Source organism: Treponema parvum, from assembly GCF_017893965.1.
Taxonomy (GTDB): Bacteria; Spirochaetota; Spirochaetia; order Treponematales; family Treponemataceae; genus Treponema_D; species Treponema_D parvum.
Map to the genome: position 1 here is coordinate 2,595,061 of NZ_CP054142.1, position 19,244 is coordinate 2,614,304.

Annotated in this window: 15 protein-coding genes; 7 read left to right on the forward strand and 8 right to left on the reverse strand. The window is 43.1% G+C overall.

Annotated elements, in window-relative coordinates; all coding sequences use genetic code 11:
* Positions 1-16: 16 nt before the first annotated feature.
* On the reverse strand, positions 17-1,924 hold the full coding sequence (locus HRQ91_RS11415; RefSeq protein WP_210119647.1) for an AMP-dependent synthetase/ligase: 1,908 nt from the start codon (positions 1,922-1,924) through the stop codon (positions 17-19).
* Between the two features lie 418 nt (positions 1,925-2,342).
* Between HRQ91_RS11415 and HRQ91_RS11420 the strand changes: the two genes are divergently transcribed.
* Positions 2,343-3,854, forward strand: a complete 1,512-nt coding sequence (locus tag HRQ91_RS11420) for a phosphohexomutase domain-containing protein (RefSeq protein WP_210119648.1) — start codon at positions 2,343-2,345, stop codon at positions 3,852-3,854.
* 52 nt (positions 3,855-3,906) lie between these two features.
* Here HRQ91_RS11420 and HRQ91_RS11425 read toward each other — a convergent pair whose 3' ends face one another.
* Genes HRQ91_RS11425 through metK form a run of 3 tightly spaced genes read right to left on the reverse strand, consistent with a single transcriptional unit; the run spans position 3,907 to position 6,638 of the window.
* Positions 3,907-4,815, reverse strand: coding sequence for a mechanosensitive ion channel family protein (locus HRQ91_RS11425; protein ID WP_210119649.1), 909 nt, complete (start codon positions 4,813-4,815; stop codon positions 3,907-3,909).
* Between the two features lie 3 nt (positions 4,816-4,818).
* The gene (gene nth / locus HRQ91_RS11430) at positions 4,819-5,463 is read right to left on the reverse strand and encodes an endonuclease III (RefSeq protein ID WP_210119650.1); all 645 of its coding nucleotides are present in this window, start codon (positions 5,461-5,463) and stop codon (positions 4,819-4,821) included.
* Positions 5,460-6,638, reverse strand: a complete 1,179-nt coding sequence (gene metK, locus HRQ91_RS11435) for a methionine adenosyltransferase (protein WP_210119651.1) — start codon at positions 6,636-6,638, stop codon at positions 5,460-5,462. Before metK ends, nth begins: the two co-directional genes overlap by 4 nt.
* 211 nt (positions 6,639-6,849) lie before the next feature.
* Here metK and HRQ91_RS11440 point away from each other — a divergent pair, with 211 nt between their 5' ends.
* Positions 6,850-7,164, forward strand: coding sequence for an isoamylase early set domain-containing protein (locus HRQ91_RS11440; protein ID WP_210117578.1), 315 nt, complete (start codon positions 6,850-6,852; stop codon positions 7,162-7,164).
* 89 nt (positions 7,165-7,253) lie between these two features.
* Here the strand turns inward: HRQ91_RS11440 and HRQ91_RS11445 are convergent, their stop codons facing one another.
* Complete coding sequence (locus tag HRQ91_RS11445) at positions 7,254-10,019, reverse strand: DNA translocase FtsK (protein WP_210119652.1); 2,766 nt, start codon at positions 10,017-10,019, stop codon at positions 7,254-7,256.
* Positions 10,020-10,136: 117 nt separating this feature from the next.
* Here HRQ91_RS11445 and HRQ91_RS11450 point away from each other — a divergent pair, with 117 nt between their 5' ends.
* On the forward strand, positions 10,137-11,222 hold the full coding sequence (locus HRQ91_RS11450; RefSeq protein WP_210119653.1) for a 6-phosphofructokinase: 1,086 nt from the start codon (positions 10,137-10,139) through the stop codon (positions 11,220-11,222).
* A 43-nt stretch (positions 11,223-11,265) separates the two neighbouring features.
* Here HRQ91_RS11450 and HRQ91_RS11455 read toward each other — a convergent pair whose 3' ends face one another.
* From HRQ91_RS11455 to rpsD, 3 genes are all read right to left on the reverse strand, one after another.
* Positions 11,266-12,858 carry a bifunctional metallophosphatase/5'-nucleotidase gene (locus HRQ91_RS11455; protein ID WP_210119654.1) on the reverse strand — a complete coding sequence of 531 codons (1,593 nt, stop codon included), beginning with the start codon at positions 12,856-12,858 and terminating at the stop codon, positions 11,266-11,268.
* Between the two features lie 217 nt (positions 12,859-13,075).
* Positions 13,076-14,116: a LacI family DNA-binding transcriptional regulator gene (locus HRQ91_RS11460; RefSeq protein WP_210119655.1), complete on the reverse strand. Its 1,041-nt coding sequence runs from the start codon at positions 14,114-14,116 to the stop codon at positions 13,076-13,078.
* 94 nt (positions 14,117-14,210) lie between these two features.
* On the reverse strand, positions 14,211-14,807 hold the full coding sequence (gene rpsD, locus HRQ91_RS11465) for a 30S ribosomal protein S4 (RefSeq protein ID WP_210117574.1): 597 nt from the start codon (positions 14,805-14,807) through the stop codon (positions 14,211-14,213).
* 142 nt (positions 14,808-14,949) lie between these two features.
* Between rpsD and dctP the strand changes: the two genes are divergently transcribed.
* The 4 genes from dctP to HRQ91_RS11485 all read left to right on the forward strand — a co-directional run bounded on the left by dctP (position 14,950) and on the right by HRQ91_RS11485 (position 19,227).
* Positions 14,950-15,846, forward strand: a complete 897-nt coding sequence (dctP, locus tag HRQ91_RS11470) for a TRAP transporter substrate-binding protein DctP (protein ID WP_210119656.1) — start codon at positions 14,950-14,952, stop codon at positions 15,844-15,846.
* Positions 15,843-17,282: a sensor histidine kinase gene (locus HRQ91_RS11475; protein WP_210119657.1), complete on the forward strand. Its 1,440-nt coding sequence runs from the start codon at positions 15,843-15,845 to the stop codon at positions 17,280-17,282. The genes dctP and HRQ91_RS11475 overlap by 4 nt, the downstream gene beginning before the upstream one ends.
* Complete coding sequence (locus HRQ91_RS11480) at positions 17,279-18,046, forward strand: response regulator transcription factor (protein ID WP_210119658.1); 768 nt, start codon at positions 17,279-17,281, stop codon at positions 18,044-18,046. Before HRQ91_RS11475 ends, HRQ91_RS11480 begins: the two co-directional genes overlap by 4 nt.
* A 155-nt stretch (positions 18,047-18,201) precedes the next feature.
* On the forward strand, positions 18,202-19,227 hold the full coding sequence (locus HRQ91_RS11485; RefSeq protein ID WP_210119659.1) for a TRAP transporter substrate-binding protein: 1,026 nt from the start codon (positions 18,202-18,204) through the stop codon (positions 19,225-19,227).
* Positions 19,228-19,244: the final 17 nt, after the last annotated feature.

A 19,244-nucleotide genomic window follows, 5' to 3' on the forward strand; every position in this document is an offset into this window, starting at 1 on the left:
TAAAAAGAACAAAACATTATTTAAACATCGCGTTGATTTCTTTTGCATAAATTTCATTAAGTCTGTAACGCATGATTTCCTGTTTGGCGGATAATTCTACGCCGACTTCAAATTCCTTATTTAAAAGTGTGAATTTGTTTACTTTTTCAAACAGCCTAAAACCGTTCTGAGCGTTTATCGCATTGGCTATTTCCGTTTCAAAAAGTTTTTTAACTTCTTCGGAATTCATAAAATTCTCGAAAGTATCGTACTGTATTCCGTTCTCCTCCGTCCACTCTTTTAATTCCGTTTTATTAGGAACAATAAGAGCCGCAAGAAAACGCTGATCTTGCCCTACGACAACGGCAGAAGTTATAAAGCGTGATTCCGTTAATTTCATCTCAATAGGCAGCGGTTCTATATTTTCGCCGCCGCGCAAAACGATTGTATCTTTCATACGTCCGCGAAGCTGAATTTCATCGTCGAGCGTAAATATCGCTATGTCGCCGGTGTCAAGCCAACCGTCTTTCGAGATCACCTTTTCAGTCAGATCGCCGCGTTTATAATAGCCTTTCATCACGGTCTTGCCCTTCACTTGAAGAACGCCTTTTTGGCAGCGCCCCAAAATCATTCCGTTCGGATCGACAATGCGCACTTGAACCCCGCGTATTGCGCGCCCTATCGTCCTAAAAACAGGATCCGCCATGGGTCTGACCGCCACAACGGGAGCCGTTTCCGTAAGACCGTAGCCTTCAACTATGTTTACTCCTATAGCCCAAAAGAACTCATCTACGGCAACGGGATAAGCGGCGCCGCCTGCAACCCCCGCACGAAAATTTTTACCGAGCATGGCTTTGATTTTTGAAAATATAAGCCCGGCTCCCAGAAGCTTTACGGGATACAAAATAAGCCACGGCAAAACCAAAACCGCCCACCAAAAACCTAAGTTGTCTTTTGTAAAGCGGGCAGTCTTACGAAAAAGTTTCCTGTCAATGCGGCTGTGAATGACGGCGACTGCCGTAAAAAATTTAAAAAGAACGTACACAAATCCGCCTGTTTTGCGCATCTTCCTTGTGATTCCTTCGTAAACGGCTTCAAATATGCGCGGAACGGCAGGCATGATGTGAGGATTGAGCTTTTTAAAATCTTCAATAAGAATGCTTCCCAGCGGTTTTGAATAGCATATAGCGGCCGCCTGAATAAAAACCACATATTCGCAAAGGCGCTGAAACGCGTGCCATATCGGAAGCACGCATAGAGCGCGGTCGCCCGGATTCAAATAAATTCTTTCGGGAAGTTCGTCAAGCTGTGCCAAAAAATTCCCGTTGGAAAGCATTACGCCCTTGGGCGTACCCGTCGTTCCTGAAGTAAAGATGATGGAAACCGTCTCGTCCCAAACGCCTTTTTCTATTTCCGTCTCAATCAAATTCTCATTGTTTTGGCAAAAAATCTTTCCCTCGCTTAAAACGCTTTCAAAATTCAGAATTTCGATGTTGCCTTTTTGCGCTTCCGAAATTTCAGCTTCGGGAACGCGTTCGAAACAAATAAGTTTTTGAAGGTTCGGCAAATTCGCTTTTATGGAAAGAATCTTTTTTATTTGAGCCTGATTTTCAGCTATAACTATGCTGCATTCGGTAAAAGAAAGTATATATTCCAGATCTTTAATAGTGGCGTCGCAGCCGCGCGGAACGTCGATCGCGCCGATCGCCATTATACCGATGTCGCACAGCTGCCATTCTTTGCGGTTGTCGGAAATTATTCCTATACGGTCGCCTCTTTTAGATCCCAAAGACAAAAGGGCTCCGGCAAAATTCATCGCCTTTTCAAAAAGGTCTTTATATGTAACAGGCTCAAAATTCCCGGACAAATTGCGCGAATATTGTACCGGCACTTCAGGATATAAGCGCACCGTATTGCGGATCATCTTGACCAGTGTCTGTTCCATAGGATTTCCCGTTATTATAAAAATTTATGACGCACAGATATTTTTCAGTATAACCTGATTATATCGCAAATTCAACCTAAGGTTTATTTTCAGCCGCTGAAAAACACTGTCGAGTTTGCCTTTCGGCAAACGTCGCTGATTATAACTGTGCGCAAAGAGCGCACGAATTCAACAGTCTCCAAAATTGATATTTTGTTCGACTGTTGAATTTTAAGGAAGGTTTAAATTAAGGCTGCCAAGACAGTTCGCCTTGGACATTTGCCGACTAAAAACGTTTGGTGTATAATGATTGTTACCAGTTGCGCGCATTGTCCGAAACTTCGCGCTGACGCGCTCGCTGCGGGGCACACGCACAAATTCAGAAGTCTTTTAAAATTGATATTTTGTTCGACTGCTGAATTTTTATAGGAGAATATTTATGCCGGATCCTAAACTGATGAAACTTCAAAACGGAAGCGATATTCGCGGGATCGCCCTTGAAGGTGTTTCCGGAGAAGATATAAATCTTACGGACGATATTTGCAATAAAATAGGGCAGGCTTTTGTCCTATGGCTTTCGCAAAAAACCGGAAAAAAAGCCGGCGATCTAAAAATAGGTGTAGGCCGCGATTCAAGGATCTCGGGGCCGAAACTTGAAGACGCCGTTATCGAAGGAATAAATTTCAAAAGCGCTTTGTCCGTGCACTGCGGACTTGCAACAACACCGGCAATGTTCATGTCCCTCATATTCGACCGAACGCGCTTTGACGGAGCCGTAATGATAACCGCAAGCCATTTGCCGTTTAACAGAAACGGTCTGAAATTTTTTGACGCGGACGGAGGGCTCGATCGCGGCGATATAACCGAAATCCTTTCGCTCGCATCATCCTGTGAGCCCGGGCGGCCGGGCGTTTTAAAATGTAAATCCTTTGACCTCTTAAGCCTTTATTCGGAACACCTTAAAAACGCGATAAAATCGGCAATAAATTGTAAAAATGAAAAGCCGCTTTCCGGCCTTAAAATAGTAATAGATGCGGGAAACGGAGCGGGAGGCTTTTTTGCCGAAAAAATTCTAAAGCCGCTGGGCGCCGATACTACAGGCAGTCAATTCCTTGAGCCGGACGGAAATTTTCCGAACCATATTCCCAATCCTGAAAACCCTGAGGCGATGGACGCCATAAGATCCGCCGTCATAAAAAACCGCGCCGATCTGGGACTGATTTTCGATACCGATGTCGACAGAATGTCAGCCGTCCTTTCCGACGGAACGGAAGTAAACCGCGACGCGATAATCGCAATTACGGCGGCGATTTTAGCCCCGGAATATCCCGGAAGTACTATAGTAACCGACTCGGTCACCTCAGACCGGCTCACTTATTTTTTAGAGGACGTGCTGAAATTGAAACATCTGCGCTATATGAGAGGCTACAAAAACGTCATAAACAAATGCAAAGAACTCAATAAAAAAGGCATTGTTTCTCCTCTTGCAATGGAAACGTCGGGGCACGGCGCTTTAAAAGAAAATTATTATTTGGACGACGGCGCTTTTTTAGCGGTTAAGCTTGTAATCGCCTTGGCGAATGCAAAGCAAAACGGGAAAGAACTTTCTTTTTTGATCGAAAAACTTCCCTCCCCCGTCGAAGCAAAAGAATACCGCTTTAAAATTCTCACGGAAGATTTTAAAACATACGGAAACCGCGTCTTGGATCAATTCAAAAAAAACGCAGCCGAAGCCGGTTACAAATTGCCCGAATCTTTCGAAGGCATCCGAATTTCGTTCAATGACGATAAAATTCAAGGCTGGGCGCTTTTAAGGCTTTCTCTGCACGATCCTGTAATGCCGCTTAATATCGAAGGCGCAAGAAAAGGCGATCTAAACAGAATAAAAGAAGTCGTAAAAGACCTTACGGCCGGTTTTGATAAACTGGATCTGTCGGGTTTGGAAAATTAAAAATTCCTTATAATCTTAGCATAAAACCCGAAGTTTTGTGCTAAGATCTTTTTTATTCCGTTCCGCCGGACAGCATTTTAACGTTCAGCTTATAATACGGGATTTCTATACCGGCCTCGTCATACACTTTTTTTATGGCGATAAAAGCGGAGTTTTTTGTTTGTAAAAAATCCTCGCTTTTAAACCAGACTGCAAGAACAAGATCTATCCCTTTTTCACCGAATTTGTCAAACCACGCAGCCGGTTCGGGCTCGCGTAGAACGGTAGGGCAAAAAGCCGGCGCCTTTTTCAAAGTTTCAAGCGCAAGCGTCATGTCCGTGTCGTAACTGACCGAAACGCCTATCGTCATGCGCCTTTGAGGAAAATAAGACGTATTCAAAAAATTTTTATTTATGATCGTGGAATTAGGCACGCGCACAAGCTGGTTGTCCAAAGTATGTATTTTAACGGAAAGTAAATCCGTAGAGTCTACGACTCCGGTAACACCGTCTATCGTAACCAAGTCGCCGATCTTCATGGCCTTCTCACTCAAAACGAACAACCCGCTTATTATATTGCTTACGGACGTTTGAGCCGCAAATCCTATGGCGACGCCCGCAACGCCGGCAGCTCCCCAAATGGCCGAAAATTTTATACCGAATAGACCCAGCACATACATAGCCGCGCAAACGTAATAAATATACTTTAGCGTCTTTTGGATCATCATCGAATGCTGCGCTTTAAGCTTGTTTTCCGGCAAGCGAAGAATCATAGAACGGCAAATACGATAGATTATATAGATTATCAGCAGCATAATTACAGTTCCCGCCAATTTCATCAAAAATGGAACGTTCAAATACTGCTTTATCGCGTTGACGATAGGTTCCGTATGATGCGTTATTATCTTTGTGGGATCGAAATTATTTGCCGCTATGCTCTGCGCAGCAGCCTGTGCAGTTTCAACGTCGATCTCTTCGTTCATACTTTAACCGCCTTCTTTAATATTATGTTTACATATATCCGAAATAATACAATTTTCGCAATCGGGTTTACGCGCCGTACACACATAGCGCCCGTGCAATATAAGCCAATGGTGCGCGTTTTGCATATACTTTGCGGGAATACGCGAAACAAGGCTCTCTTCAACTTCAACGGGCGTGTCGCCTTCCGCCAGTCCGATTTTGGGGCAGATGCGAAGCAAATGCGTGTCTACCGGCATAGTCGGCTGCCCGAAAACCACATTTAAAACCACGTTCGCTGTCTTTCTGCCCGCTCCGGGAAGTTTTTGTATTTCTTCCCGCGTTTCGGGAACCTTTCCGCCGAAATTGTCGATGAGCATCCTGCTAAGGCGTATAATATTTTTTGCCTTGTTCCTGTAAAGACCTATGGTTTTTATGTAAGGTATTAACCTCTCTTCTCCGAGGGCAAGCATTTTTTCAGGCGTGTCGGCAATTTGGTATAAAGGCTCCGTTGCCTTATTAACGCTTTTATCGGTCGCCTGAGCGGAAAGAACCGTAGAAACCAGCATAGTGTACGGATTTTTCCATTTAAGTTCCGATTTGGGACTGGGATTTTGCCGCTCGAAGCGCGCAAAAACTTCGTCTATTTCCTCAGGCGAAAGCAAAATCATAGGGCTTCGCCAACTGCCTTTTTTAAGGCTTCCGCCTTATCGGTTCTTTCCCAGCTGAATTCTTTTCGTCCGAAATGACCGTAGGCCGCTGTCGGAAGGTATATCGGTTTTTTCAAATCAAGCGTTTTTATGATTCCCGCAGGAGAACAGTCGAACAGCTTCTTTACTGCGGCGGAAATGATATGATTAGGCACTTTTCCGGTATCAAAAGTATCTATCATTATGGAAACGGGAAACGGCACTCCGATCGCATAAGCAAGCTGGACTTCACAGCGGGAAGCAAGTTCCGCAGCTACGATGTTTTTTGCAATGTAGCGCGCCATATATGACGCCGAGCGGTCTACTTTTGAAGGATCTTTACCGCTGAAAGCTCCGCCGCCGTGCCGCCCCATTCCGCCGTAGGTATCTACAATTATCTTTCTGCCGGTAAGCCCTGTGTCTCCGGAAGGGCCCCCGACGACAAACCGCCCCGTGGGATTTACAAAATACTTTGTGTTTTTATCCAGCAGGCCTGTGGGTTCCAAAACAGGTTCTATAATGTTTTTGATGACGCTGTCTTTTATCACGTCATAAGGAACGTCGGGGCTGTGCTGATGAGAGATTACAACCGTATCGATACGCACGGGTCTGTAACCTTCATATTCAACCGTAACTTGGCTTTTTGAGTCGGGGCGAAGCCAATCAAGGATTTTATCTTTGCGGAGTTTCGCCGCACGCCGCAGCAGAGTATGGGCATACATGATCGGGGCGGGCATAAGTTCCGGCGTTTCATCGCAGGCAAAACCGAACATAATTCCCTGGTCTCCGGCTCCCTGCTGTCCCGCATATTCGTTAAGCCCCTTACCCACGACGCCCTGGTTTATATCCGGAGACTGGGCGTGTATGGCGTTCATGACGGCCATGGAATTGCAGTCAAGTCCGTAATCCGCGTCCGTATAGCCGATCATTTGAGCTATATCCCTGACGACGCTTTGAACGTCAACATATGTTGACGTAGTAATTTCGCCGCCTACCAATACGAGCCCTGTTGAAGCGAATGTTTCACAAGCGACATGGCTTTCAGGATCGTCTTTTAAACAAGCGTCCAATATAGCGTCGGAAACCTGATCACACAGTTTATCCGGGTGTCCTTCACCGACCGATTCGGAAGTAAACAAATATTTCTCTTTTTTCATAAATTCCCCTATTAAAACTTTTAGGCGCTTTTATAAGCGTCAGTTGAAAAGCGCGGTATCGTTCAGCTGCATTCAAAATCCCGCCGCCTTATATAACCAAAAATTTGATTTTTAGAATTCCATATGATAATATATTTATAGTACAGTAAAAGTTTATTATGAGCAATAAATGAGAATTTATTGCCCAAGATAAAATCAAAGGAGAATGTTTATGGCTTTAAAGAAGAGTTTTTCTAAGGACAAGAAAACCTGCGTCGTTACTTTTATAGTGACGGCAGATGCGGCTCAGAATGCAAAAACCATCAATCTTGCAGGCGATTTTAACAGCTGGAGCAGCACCGACACCCCGCTTAAAAAGGCTGCCGACGGTTCCTTTTCGGTAAAAGTTACCCTCGAAGCAAATCAAGAATATCAATTCCGTTACTTGATCGACGGGCAAAAATGGGAAAACGATTGGAAAGCCGACAAATACGTACCGGCCCCCTATTCGAATTCCGATAACTCCGTAGTAGTAACATCCAAGTAGCATACATCGGCTTTTTAAGCGCGCTAAAGACTTTAAAAATGACAGCCTTTCTCCTTGCCTTTTTACTTGCGTTTAATTAGCCGATTATTTTACGGCATGTGTATTATCTCTCTGGGTTTGCTGCCGTTTTGAGGACCTACGATTCCCCGCGCTTCCATTTCTTCTACCAATCTTGCAGCCCTGTTATATCCTATCTTCAAACGCCGCTGAATATACGAAGCACTGGCCTTTCCCGCTTGAAGGACTATATCCAAGGCCTGATCATACATGGGATCCGCCCCGTCGCCGAATAAATCCGGCGATCCGTCCGAATCTTCGTCCGTATCCACAAAAATTTCATCGTCTATGTATTCCGGCGGACCGTAGCGTTTTACGTATTCCACTACGTTTTCAACTTCATTGTCGCTTACAAAGGTTCCCTGTATGCGGATGGGGAAAGGGTCTACCGCGCTGGCATAGAGCATGTCGCCGCGTCCTAGAAGTTTTTCAGCTCCTACCTGGTCTATGATGATTCGGCTGTCCATTTTCGATGCAACCATAAAAGCAATCCTTGTAGGAATATTCGCCTTTATTAAACCGGTAATAACGTCTATGGACGGCCGCTGCGTCGCAAGAACGATGTGAATTCCTATGGCTCGGCTCATTGCGGCAAGCCGCGCTACGGTGGATTCCAGTTCCTTTCCCGTTGTCGCCATGAGATCCGCAAATTCGTCGATTATGACGACTATGTACGGAAGTTTTTCCGTAGCGATGTGTCTGTCGACAATACGCCTGTTATAGTTTGCAATGTCGCGAACACCCATTCCGTCCAGCAAAGCGTAACGTCTTTCCATTTCGCAAAGACAATATTGCAAAGCCTGAAAAGCTTTTTTAGATTCCGTTATCACAGGCGTTAACAAGTGCGGTATGTCGTTATAAAGTTTCAGTTCCACTATTTTGGGGTCGATAAGGATGAGTTTTACATCCTGGGGAGCACGCTTGTATAATATGGACAGAATCATACTGTTTACGCAGACGGATTTGCCCGATCCCGTAGCTCCCGCTATCAAAAGATGCGGCGTAGTTACCAAATCGATTATCTGAGGGTCTCCTTCTATGTCTTTTCCCAAAATAACCGGTACCTGCATTTTTTTAAAAGGAGGAATATCCTGTTCTACTATTTCCCGAAAACTGACAATGGATCTGTCCTTGTTGGGAACTTCAATACCTACGGCCTGCTTTCCCGGAATCGGAGCCACAATGCGCACGCTGCTCGCAGCAAGCCGTAAAGCGATATTATCCTGCAGAGCGACAACCTTGCTTAACTTTACGCCGGGAGCGGGAAGTATTTCAAACATTGTGACGACAGGCCCCTTTCTTATGCCGATTATTTCAGCATCGATCTTAAACTCGCTTAAAGTTTCTTTTAATTGAATGGAAGCGGCCTTTGTTTCATCGTCTATCACCCAGTAAGGCTCGTCGTCATATTCCGTAAGCAAGTTTTTTACCGGTATACTGTATGCTTTGCCCGCTCTGCGTCCGGCGAATAATGATTTTTTCGTTTTTTCCGCATTTTCCTGTTTTACTATATCAAGGTCTTCAGTGCCGACATCGGAGGCGACCGTATTTTCCTGATCTTCGGGATCGTCAATATCGTAAGAAGTCAAATCGTCGCTTTCATCGTCTTCAATATTGCGGCGGGCGTCTTCTTCCATTTCCGCAAAGACATCAGTTATCCCCTCGAAATTCGAAGTTTTCGCCCTTATTTCAACTTCGTCATTTTCATCTTCCGTTTCGTCGTTGGGATCCATGTCAAAAAAGTCGGGATCCAACATTTTCTCTTTATCTCCGGCGTCTTCAGTTTCCTCCGGCAACGGCTGAATGAGCGCATCAAATTCTTCCGGAGTGATGACCGCCGACACGTCCCTTGTTTCAAGCAAATCGGATGTTGCGTCGGGCTCGGAATTTGTGACGGATTCGGAACTTGCGCCGGACTCAAATTCGGCACCGGGCTCGCATCCTTCATTGGACGCAGGGTCTTTTTCATAGGAATCCTTCGTACTTTCGTCTGTGACTTCTTTACTGATTTTTGTGTCCGCATCTGCGTCTGTATCGGCGATCCTGTTGCCGATTAAACCGCCGTTAGCGACCGAACCACTGTCATAAGCAAAGCCGCTGTCAAAAGCCAAGTTTGTATCGGCGATCCTATTGACAGCCGAATTACTGTCATCGGCGGAGCGCCCGTCCGGAGTTAAACCGCCGGCGGACAAACTGCCGACAGCGCCCCCGTTGCCGTCAGCCAAGCCGCTGCCGACCGAACTGTTTACGCCCACAAAGTCGCCGACTTCCCGTTCCGGTTCTCTTTTAGCAGGCCTTTTTTCTCCGGCGTCTTTACTGTCAAATTTTTTTCCGAAGTTTTTTTGCCTTCCTTGCAACGAAGAAATATATTTTTGCCCGATAATTCCGAAAAACAAATATTCTATTATGATGATGCATATTCCCATTAAAATCGTAAATAAAACTTTTACGGTAAGCACGGGGCCTTCTTCATATTGTGCAATTAAACGGCATATCCGCTCTATGATGACGGCCGTAAAAAACGGAAAAAAACTGAGCAACAGCGATATTCCTTTTTTTAAATTCCATCCTGACGACAAAGACAAAATAGCACTGAAAAGTAAAAAAACCGGAATAAAAATGCTGGTAAGTCCGTAAACGGAGACTAATATATGGCCGAGTTTAAAAAATAAAATCGTCTTTTCCGAAAAGCCGCTTCCGAAATTTAAAAATCGAAACAAAAGGCTTACGGAAAAAAAGGCTGCCAGCAAAACCAGCAGTATCGAAGAACAAATATTTATTATCTCATTTTTTTTCATCTTATACTTTCTCACAGCAAAAATTTCACCGCTCCTTATAATATCGGCAAAAAAATAAAACTCTTAAAGGTTGTATGCGTTACTGACTTTTGTATTTCCGTCTGATATACTTACACCATGAAAAAAATAAAAGTGAAGAAGTTCGGTATTTTGACATCCGGCGGCGACGCACCGGGTCTTAACGCCGCCATCAGAGGAGTGTGCAGAGCGGCCATAACCCAATACGGCATGAAGATTATGGGTATACACAATGGATACAGAGGTCTTGTAGAGGGTGACGCCGAAGAACTTCACGTAAATAATTTTTCAGGGATTTTAACAAGGGGAGGAACTATCTTAGGGACATCGCGCGACAAGCCTTTGAAAAATCCCGTAAAAGATCCCAAAACGGGACTTTTGCCGCTTGAAGCTATAAAAGCAAATATAAAAAAGTGGGATCTTGACGCTCTTGTCGTGTTGGGCGGAAACGGAACAAACACGACGGCAAGTTTGCTTGCAAAAGAAGGCGTCAACATTATCGGCCTTCCCAAAACAATAGACAACGACATAGTTCATACGGATATAACTTTCGGTTTTCATACCGCGCTTGAGGTGGCAACCGAAGCTGTAGACCGCATACATACAACCGCGCACAGCCATAACCGCGTAATGCTCATAGAAGTTATGGGTCACAAAGCCGGCTGGCTTGCTCTTTACTCCGGAGTAGCAGGCGGTGCGGATGTTATCTTAATTCCTGAAATTCCGTACAATATAAAATCCGTCGCAAAAGAAGTTAAACGTCGAAGCGATGAAGGTAAACAGTTTTCCATCATCGTCGTAGCGGAAGGCGCTCTATCCAAAGAAGAGGCGCTGTTGTCTAAAAAAGAATTAAAAAGCAAAAGGGAAGCTATGACATATTCCATAGCTTACCGGGTTGCACGGGAACTGAAATCTTTGACCCAGTTGGAATCCCGCGTCACGGTCTTGGGCTATTTACAGCGCGGAGGAACGCCTTCTCCTTACGACAGAGTTCTTGCAACACAGTTCGGAGTTGCAGCGGCTGATTTTCTTGCAAAGGGAAAATTCGGCAAACTCGTAGCTATTCAAAACGGGCAGATCGTCGGCGTTCCCCTGGAAGATATAGCGGATAAAATAAAAAAGATCCCGAACGACGATCCTCTTCTTATTACGGGACGTTCGCTCGGGATAAACTTCGGAGATTAAATTCATTTAAAGCGGCTCCGGCATTGCTTAAGCCGCTTAGCCTTTACGGAAGAGGCGCTCCTCCTACAATCGTAATACGTCCGTCCGTCATCGGCGTAATAGGCTGAGGCAGTGATTTTACATATTCTATAAACACATCGTTGACCAGCATTGAAGTATTGTATGTGTCCACGGAATTTTTCATCACAACATAACCGTCTCCGCCGCCGGCCATATAGTCGTTTGTAGCAATGCGGTACAGCTTATTGTTGTCGATAGGCTTACCGCCTATCGTAATATCTGAAATTCTGCCGTTGGTTCCGTCGCTGTCATAGGTCAAAGTATATCTTACTTCTTTCGAAACCTGCGGGAATCCGCCTGCGCCCTGATTTTGCGTTTGAATAAAATTAAACAGAGCTTTTACATCCGCTCCCTTTAAGGTAAGAACATAAACATAGTTTTCAAACGGAAGCATGGTAACAATGTTTTCTTTAGTGACATCTCCCTTGGGCAAGGAAGTTCTTATGTTACCGCCGTTATGAATGGCAAAATCAACGTCAACTCCCGTGGATTTCACATAGCCGACCGTCGCGTCGCACAAGAGATCGCCGCTTGCCATCTCTTTATAGCGCGGCCATTTTCTTCCGAATTCGAATTCCGCAGTCGTTTTCATTACCACTTCTTTTAAGGACGCAACAGCCTTATCCACATACGGTTTAAGCAGAGCAACCATTTCAGCATCGGGAGGGAAGTCCTTATCGTTAATCTTTACGGGCGTCCACTCCAGCTTGGTAACTTTTTTGTCTTTAATCGTAAGCACGGCCTTGCCCATGTATTTTCCCCATTCGTTGGAAGTAACAATGGGCGTTCCTCCTGCGTACTTAGGCTCGGCAAAATAACTGTGCGAATGCCCGTCAACGATCAGATCTATTCCCGAAACGGCTTCGGCTACTCTAACTGAAGTTTCCTGATCCGATGTTTCCAAAACATCTCCTAAATGTCCAACGAGAATAACGATATCCGCTTTTTTCTTGTCCCTGAGGAGAGAAACCATCTCTTTTGCGGTGTTTATTTCATCATAGAACGTAAGCGACTTATCGGGACTTGCAATTACCTTTGTCCGCAGCGTCGTCAGCCCGAAAATACCTACTTTAAGGCCGTTAAAATTTTTTATTATGTAAGGTTTAACGAGATAGTTTTTACCCTGCTTTATATTTGCGCTCAGCCACGGGAATTTGGATATTTTTATCTGCTTTAAGAGTTTTTCAAGCGTTCCGTCGAACTCGTGGTTTCCCAAAGCTACCGCGTCGTAGCCCATAGCGTTATAGGCCATTATGTCGGGTTCAGCGGCAAACATATTTGAAACTGCCATTCCCGTATTCACGTCGCCCGCATCCAAAACAAGGATGTCGCTTCCCGTTTTTTGAGCTTCGGCGCGCTGCATTTTAATAAAAGTAGCGCGTTCTGCAAGACCGCCTTGTCCTATTCCCTCTTTGTCTTTACGCGACAAAACGGATCCGTGATGGTCGTTAGTGTGAAGTATAACCAGCTTTTGCTCGGCCCCGGAAGAGATCTTTGAGCTTGCGCAGCCGGTAAAAAACAGCGCCGCCGCCGCAAATACGGCAAACACCTTCCCCGTGTTTTTTATGACTTTCATATATCCTCCAGATATGATTTCATTAGTACTATTATGACCCACAAATAAGCGATGTCAAGGTTTAAAAGCCGCCGCTAAATAGTCGCTTTTATATATTTTGCCGCCGTCCATGGCGGTGCTTGAATTTCGAGTTTGCTGCACAAACGCCGCTTATCAGCTGCGCGCAAAGAACACACTAATTGCCCGGTAAAAATTCTCAAGCCGCAAAGACAAAATATCAAGTTGTGCTTCGTTCTACGATCGCAGGACAGATCATTATTTTTTTATTTACTCTTTCGCCTTTTAAAACTTCAATAAGATTACGCACGGCTATAAGACTTGTGTCATAAAGCATATTATCCAAAGAAGTGAGGGCCGGATTGCTTATCTCCGCGTGCCTTGAGTTATTGATCCCTACAACGGCTACATCTTTCGGGATTTCCACTTTCATATCATAAAGCGCGTGCAATCCTATTAGGGCAAGAAAATCTTCCGCATAAAGCAGCGCATCCGTTTCGGGTTTTTCCTTAAGAAGTTTTACGGTCGCTTTAAAAATATCCTCTATGGCATCTCCCGCTTCTATGACCGTCTTACTGCCGTTACCGATAAATTTATCAAAACCTTCGTTAAATCCTGCAAGTTTATTATAATTGCTTGGAGTATAATGGTTGGTTATAAAGGCTATGTTTTTGCACCCTTTATCCGCAAAAAGTTTTACACAATCACAGACCCCCGAACGCTCGTCAGCTATAACTCCGTATATGTTTTGCCCGTCAAGATAACCGTTGCATATCGCAACGGGAACATGAGGAATGTTTACCATTATTGCATTTTGAACCGTTTCATTTTGATAAATCGATCCCATTAACACTACGGCTTCAACTTTTTTTTGACCTAAAAGGCGGATATATTCAGCCTGATTTTCAGGATCGGTGCCGGTATTGTATATTAAACAGGAATAGCCGTTTTTAGAAAATTCCTGTTCCACATAATATACTCCGTCAGTGTGATGGGTAGTCCTTATATCCGCTATAAGAATGCCTATCATCTTTGTAGCCTGATTTACCAAGTTTCTGGCCGTTTCATTAGGCACATAATTACATTCGCTGAGGACTCTTAATACCTTTGCCCTTGTTCCTTTTTTAACAAAAGGGTAATTATTTATTACTCTTGATACCGTCGAGGCCGAAACTTCCGCCATTTTTGCAATTTTATAGATCGTCACTTCCGACATATTTTTCCTGAATTCGATTGCAAGTATTTCTGAAATTATTATCACACGGTTTTAGATATAACGCAACAAAAAAAGGCCGTCTTTGAAGAACTCTTTTGTCTTCAAGACAGCCTTTTCAAGCTCAAATAAGAAATAATAATTAGCGGGAATAGTATTCTATGACCAGCTGATCGTTTATTTCTACCGGCAATTCCGCTCTCAGCGGCATTCTTGCCAATTTTCCGCTGAGCTTTTCTTCGTCTCTTTCGATGTACGGAAGATTAAAACGCGCCGTTCCCAAAAAGTTGGTTTTAAAAGTTTCGATCTTCTGCGATTTTTCCCGCAAAGAGATCACGTCTCCTTCTTTTACCAAATAAGAAGGGATGTCCACTTTTTTCCCGTTTACAAGAACGTGTCCGTGGTTTACCACCTGACGAGCCATGCGGATGGAATTGGCAAAACCTATGCGGTAAACAAGGTTGTCAAGACGGCATTCCAGAGTAATCAAAAGCAGGTCGCCCGTCCTTTGTCCTTTTTTTATTTTTGCCTTGTCATAATAGTTACGCAATTGTTTTTCAAAAATTCCGTAATAAGCTTTTACCTTCTGTTTTTCAATAAGTTGTCTGCCGTATTCCGATTCCTTGTGTCTTTTCTGAAAAGCGGGATCTTTTGCTCTGTCAAGAGCTTTAGGGTGACCGCATGTGTTTACGCCCAATCGGCGACATTCCTTAAAACGAGGGCCTCTTCGTGTTGCCATAGTTATAAGTCCTTTTATCGTTGCTTTTACAAGCAGTAATTTGCCGCGGTACTTAGTATTGAGGATATAGTACCAATTATGATAAATATTACATTTTACTTGACATTTGTCAATGCGGCTTTTTGAATGATATACTGAAACAATGCAAAAACTCTTCTTTTATATAATATTCGTTTTTACCTTAACGGGATTTATTTCCTGTAAAAAAGAAACAGTTGAAAACGGCAAACAGATTGTGCTTAGATTTTCAGAACCCATGCCTTCCGAGCACCCAAGCGCCGCAGCAAGCTCATATTTTGCGGACATCGTAAAACAAAGAAGCGGCCAAAGAATAAACATAAAAATTTATTTTAACGGTCAGCTCGGTACTCAAGAAGAAGTTTTGGATCAAATACAATTTGCGGGAATTGACATAGGGCGCGTTAATATTTCTTTTTTACTTGAAAAAGTTCAATCTTTTTCATTAAAATTTCAAGAGCTTATGTATGCGTCGCCGAAGGAAATCGCTTCTTATTTTCAGGAAAATCAAACTTTTCTGACTTTCGAGTGTCAAACCGAAAAACTGATCCCCTTGGGAACACTGCATCCGGATTTAAGATGTTTTTACAGCGATTCTACGCTTATTCCTTCGGTTTCGGAATTAAAGAAAAGACGAATAGGCATTTTTGAAAACAGGATTTTAACTTTTGCAATAAAAAAACTTGAAGCCGTTCCCGTAAATATAATATCGGCGGACATATACGGCTCTCTCATAAACGGCTATATGGACGCAAGGGAAGCCGCCCTTTGCGATTTTTTGATCGGCGACGAATATCCGTTTATTAACTATGTTCTTATAACGCCGTATATTTCGCTTCCGGATCTTTTTATAATGAGCGCCGAAGTTTTTTCGGATTTTTCAAGCACGGACAAAGATCTTTTAATTAAATGCGCCGAAGATGCGGGTAAGTACTATGTTTATCGACAAAAACAATTTTTAGAAAACAAACTTCCCGCGTTGGAAAAAGAAAAAACCGTTTATGAGGACTTTATAAAATGAATGTTAAAAAAATCTTCAAAAGACTTGTTTTTTCAGTAGGTTTAAAAATAAACATTATCCTCGCAGGGATCATGGTCTTTTATTTTATTTCAACCGTAATAAATCAATATTATTTCGACTCATATTCAAATTCATACGATAATCAGCTTTCTTATTTTTATTCTATCCAAGAAATGAAAGAGTGTTTTTCAAAAAGCAGACGCTCCCTTTCAAATTATTTAAAAACGGGAAACCGCTCTCAGCTTTCGGAATACAACGATTCGATAACGCTGACAAATAAAATAATTCTTGAATTAAGCGACAGATCTCAGGACGACGAATCTTACTTTTTGCTGCAAAGCATGAGGAAGGTTCACAATATTTATTTCAGCGAAGGCTGCCGGGCGTCTTTTTTTTATAACATGGGAAACTACGACTACTACGGCAGACTGTATTATTCGGAAAAAATACAGGCTTATCTGCAGTCCTATGCGGACGAACTTTTAAAACTGTCTCTCACAAACACTTCGGAAAAAACCGAAACTATTATCCGCAACATAAAAGTTCTTAAAATTTACACAATGTTTTTTATTTTTATAATTATCGCCGTGGACATTCTATTTCATTGGTATGTTTCTTCAGCTTTGACAAAACCGCTGTCTTTACTTGTAAAACAGGCGCAAGGGGTTTCGTCCGGCAATTTCGATATTCAGGTTCCTGTTAAAAATCCTAAAAATTCCGTCGGAGTTTTGATAACGGCCTTTAACAATATGGTCAGCGATGTAAAAAAGAACGTCGAATATCAAAAACTTCTCAGCCAGGCAACTTTTTTAGCTTTACAAGCGCAAACCAATCCTCATTTTTTATTCAATACGCTGAACAGCATAAGCAGAACAATTTCTTTAAACAAAAAAGAAATCGCTTTACAAATGATAGAATCTCTTTCGCTTTTGCTAAGATACAGCCTTTCGGAAAGCGGAACACCCGTATCTTTTCAGGAAGAGCTTGAAATTACGGAAGAGTACATAAAAATTCAAAAACTTCGTTTCGGCGGCCGTATAACATATAAATCAAATGTTTCTAAAGAAATCGCTTACAATCTTCTGCTGCCCAAATTAACATTACAGCCGCTCGTAGAAAACGCGATCATCCACGGCCTTGAACCTAAAGAAAAAGGAGGAAAGATCGTTATTTCCGTTTCAAAACGAAAAGGCTATGCTTTGCTGCGGATCTTTGACAACGGAATAGGAATGTCGAAAGAAAAACTTAACGAAGCCCTTAACGCAAATCCCGTAAGCTCCAAACGGATAGGCCTTGCAAACACAAAAAAACGTTTGGAAATATTTGCAGAGCAAAAAGGCGGGAACAGAGTTTTTGACATTTTTACCCGCAAAACTGAAAAAGAATCTTGGACAATGATCCAAATCAGACTTAAAATTATGCAGGAAGAAAAATGACGTACAGTATTCTTTTGGCGGACGATGAAGAACTTGAACGCGAAGCACTGAAGCTTTTTATAGAAGAAGCAAAGCTTCCTATAAACAAGATCATCGAAGCTGAAAACGGAAACATGATAGTAGACAAAGCTTTAAATGAAAAGCCCGACATCATTATTCTTGATATAAACATGCCGGGAAAGACAGGGCTTGAAGCTTTAAAAATAATCCGCGAACAAAAAAATCATTCAAAAGTAATCGTTTCAACCGCTTTCAGCAAAATCGACAACGCCATCGACGCCATTCATCTCGGCGTAGTGGATTTTCTGATCAAGCCCGTATCGCAGCAAATCTTTATTGAAAGTCTAAAAAAGACAATAGAAACCCTGAACGATGAAAAAAACTTAAGCACGGCAAAAAACACAAAAGACAACACGGACGGCGCCACAATAAACGAACCGGATATGGTAAAAAAGGTCTGCGCATATATAGAAACCAACTATTCAAAAAAGATAAGTTTAAATGATATCGCCGATCATTGCGGCTACAGTAAATTTCATCTGTCCAGAATATTTAAAGCCAACAAAGATATTACCGTCATAGATTATCTTATTTCTCAACGCATACAAATTTCAAAAAAGTTATTGTTAGACACAAACGACAGCGTTAAACAGATAAGCGCTCAAGTCGGATTTTCCGATCCGAACTATTTTACGTGGACATTTAAAAAACTGGAAGGCGTTTCTCCCATGCAATACAGAGCGATCAAACTGTCCAAAAGCTGACGTGTCTTCGCCGAAAGCTGAGATTTTTGTCCCGCCTCAACCACCCTGCGCTTTTTAAGCAAAAAATTATAGACTTTCCGCAATATCTTATAGTGTGAAATTGAAATTTCCGTTGTACCATAAAATTCATAAAAGCTTTTATTTAGGAGGAATCTATGAAAAAAATTTTATGGTTTACGCTTTTTGCCGCAGCTATGACTTCTCTTGTTTTCTCGAGCGGATCGAGCGATTCCGCAAAGTCGGAAAAAACGACAAAAAACAAAGTTTACACTATGCAGATCGGACATGCGCAGCCGGTAGAAAACCCCCGCCATGTTTCCCTTACGGCTTTCAAAAAAATCGTTGAAGAAAAAACAAACGGAGGCGTTAAAGTAGAACTTTATCCGGCAGGACAGCTTGGAACGGAAAAAGAAATGCTCGAACAAGCCTGCTCGGGCGTAATTCAGGGCTTCCGCGGCGGACAGATGGACTTTTTGCCCAAGCTGCTCGTTTTCTCTCTTCCCTTCCTTTGTGAAAATTCCGATCAGATTACGCGCCTTATGTCTTCCGACCTTGCGCGTGAAATGTGCAAAGGTTCACAAAAAGACGGCGTTCTTATCTTAGGCCTTTGCGACGCCGGCGGGTTCCGCCAGTTTTCAAACAATAAGCGCCCGATTAAAAGCCCCAAAGACCTCGTAGGGTTAAAAATGCGCACAAACGGCATGGACACGATCGACAAGACATTTAAAGCTATGGGAGCTTCAACCGTCGCCGTTCCCTATGCGGATCTTTACATGGCTCTTAAAACGGGCGTCGCCGACGGACAGGAAAATCCGTGGGTAAACGTAAAGGGCATGAAATTTTATGAAGTACAAAAATATTTTACTGTCATTAACTATCAATTCCATCCGGATCCTTTTTACGTAAACCTCGAATGGTGGAATTCTCTTCCGGCCGATTATCAAAAAGTAATTCAGGAAGCGGCTAACGAAAGCTTTAAGGTAAACAACAAAGCAATCGCCGATATGCAGCAATCCGCGCTCGACACGGTCAAAGCGAATGCGGAAGTTTACTTTCCTACTGCGGAAGAAATGGCCGAATTCAAAAAAGCGACGGAAGTCGTCTACAAGCAGTACCTTTCGTCCGGAATGCTGACGCAAAGCGAACTTGATAAAATGCGTGCCATTGTTGCGGGAAAATAAATTGATTTTCCAAACCT